The organism is Aeromonas sp. HMWF014 (assembly GCF_963878295.1).
GTDB lineage: Bacteria > Pseudomonadota > Gammaproteobacteria > Enterobacterales > Aeromonadaceae > Aeromonas > Aeromonas popoffii.
Window position 1 is genome coordinate 1 of the sequence record NZ_CAWNYS010000124.1, and the last position, 1,590, is coordinate 1,590.

A 1,590-nucleotide genomic window follows, 5' to 3' on the forward strand; every position below is an offset into this window, starting at 1 on the left:
CCACATGATCAGCCAACCCAAAGCGGTGCAGGGCCTGGCGCGCCGCCAGCCGGCCAGCCAGAAACTCCCCCAGCCGCTTGGGCACCGCTCGCTGCAAACTGTCAGGCAGCAGGATCCCGGCCTGCTCATAGCAGGCCGGGGTGAAGGCGCCAGGATCGAAGCAGACTCGCTGCAGCGGAAGTTCAGCAACACCGGGCAGCGGCAGGCTGTCGGCATGCAGGATAAAGCTACCTGGGGATGTGGCAGCCAGGGAAGCGATTGACATCGAAAAGGCCCTTGGTTCGAGAGCGGCCATGATAGCAAATCGCCCCTTCCAAACGCCACAAACGCAAATGACAACTTTTATCATTTGAATTTGTGATAAGATAAGTCCGCCCGTTTGGGACCCGGTTTTTCGCTGATTTCACCAAGAAGGATGTAACGATGAAGATCTCCTCCCCCCTGGCCACCGCGCTCATACTCGCCAGCCTGGTCGGTTTTCAGGCCGAGGCCAACACCGAAACCCGTCAGGTGACCGATGCCAATGGCAAGACCCAGATCGTGCCCGCCCAACCCAAGCGGGTCGTGGTGCTGAGCGAAATCGATCTGGATACAGCCCTGACTCTGGGGCTGCAGCCGGTCGGCACCGTCAACGGTCGCGGTCAGGGCACACTGCCCCGCTACCTGCTGAACAAGGCGGGCGAGCATATCGCCGTGGTCGGCGATCTGGACAACCCCAATCTGGAGCGACTGATCGATCTGGAGCCGGACCTCATCCTGACCGGCCAGACCAAACCCGAGCTGCTGACTCTGCTGCAAGAGATAGCCCCCACCGTTGTCACCGGCAACTGGGGCGACTCCTGGAAGGAGATCTTCAATCGCAGCGCCCACGTGCTGAACCGGGACACCGAGGGCAAGGCCTTCCTCGCTCAATATGACGCCCGCCTGCAGGAGGCACGCAGCAAGCTTGCCAAGCATCAGGGCGAGCGCCTGAGCATAGTGCGCTGGAACCCGAAGGGCCCGAGTTACATGCACAGCGGCACCTTCGCCAGCAGCGTGGTGGAAGAGATGGGGCTGACCCGTCCCACCCACCAGATCGGCGACAAGACCCCCCACTCCCCGGCCCTGAGTCTGGAGTCCCTCAACCTGCTGGACGGTGACTGGCTGGTGATCGGCACCCTGAGCGCCAGCGGCGATGCGGTGGATGCCATGAAGCAGGCCGAGCAGACCCCCGCCTTCCAGCAACTGAACGCCATCAAGGGCAAGCGCTTTGACGCCGTGGACGGATCGCTGTGGACCTCCACCGGCGGCCCCCAGGCTGCCCTCAAGGTGATCGATGATGTCGAGCAGCTGCTCGCCAAACCGGACGCGGCCCCCATCACCCAATAAGCCCCTGCGCCAACTGCGCTCCTGTGGCAAATAAAGAAGCCCGCATCATGCGGGCTTCTTGTTGATGAGCTTTTCGGTCGCTCTATTCAGGCAGTGGCAGCGCCTTTCTATCGAGCTTACCGCTGCCAGTCTTGGGCAAGGCATCGAGCAAAAGAATGCGCGCTGGCACCATATAGTGCGGCAGCGTTGCCTGCAGCCCCTTGCGCAGGGCAAGGCGATGGA

The 1,590-nt window shown here is 62.1% G+C and carries 2 protein-coding genes and 1 pseudogene; 1 reads left to right on the forward strand and 2 read right to left on the reverse strand.

From position 1 onward, the window contains the following. Positions 1-265 (reverse strand): annotated as a pseudogene (locus tag AAC083_RS04970) (phosphopantetheinyl transferase); the annotation flags it as partial. Between the two features lie 158 nt (positions 266-423). Between AAC083_RS04970 and AAC083_RS04975 the strand changes: the two are divergent. Further along, positions 424-1,368 (forward strand): amonabactin ABC transporter substrate-binding protein, encoded by a 945-nt coding sequence (locus AAC083_RS04975; RefSeq protein ID WP_108536004.1) that lies wholly within the window; start codon positions 424-426, stop codon positions 1,366-1,368. 82 nt (positions 1,369-1,450) lie between these two features. Here AAC083_RS04975 and AAC083_RS04980 read toward each other — a convergent pair. Further along, on the reverse strand, positions 1,451-1,590 hold a 140-nt coding region (locus AAC083_RS04980), incomplete at its 5' end, for an AMP-binding enzyme (RefSeq protein ID WP_146181580.1).

What these genes read in the sequence shown, in the direction of transcription:
- AAC083_RS04975 (WP_108536004.1), top strand. Translation starts at nt 424, where the DNA reads ATGAAGATCTCCTCCCCCCTGGCCACCGCGCTCATACTCGCCAGCCTG.